The sequence below is a fragment of the Pseudomonas sp. 05N434 genome (genome assembly GCF_056396965.1).
Genome location: NZ_JBFTMK010001177.1, coordinates 1 through 390, shown reverse-complemented (window position 1 = coordinate 390; position 390 = coordinate 1). Strand labels below are relative to the sequence as shown.

The window sequence follows — 390 nt, the reverse complement described above, 5'->3', positions numbered from 1 at the left end:
GGTGTTGTTCGATCCGGCGACGATTCGCGATGTGGCCGACTTCAACGATCCGCAACGGGCGGCGCAAGGGATTGATGGAGTGTGGATCAACGGAGTCTTGAGTTACCGCGATGGGCAGGCGAACGGCAGAAGGGAAGGGCGATTTCTGGCGCGGGAGGGGGATTTGCGTAGAGGGTTTCATTGATCGCGCCTTCGTAGAAGCTGCCGAAGGTTCGGGCCGCGTTCGGAGGATCTTTTGATCCAGGTCTCATGGTGGCACATTGCAGTTAAAGAAAGCCGTCACCAAGCCGAAGCGCTGACATCCAGCCCAGTCACACTGGGCTCATTCAGTCAGGGAGTTACCCCATGAGTTTCGGCAAAACCACCCCGATCCCAAAACCACCCCGATCC

Annotated in this window: 1 pseudogene; it reads left to right on the top strand. The window is 57.9% G+C overall.

Features of this window, described 5'->3' with window-relative positions:
* Positions 1–184 (top strand): annotated as a pseudogene (locus AC1DLB_RS32315) (D-aminoacylase); the annotation flags it as partial.
* Between the last annotated feature and the right edge of the window lie 206 nt (positions 185–390).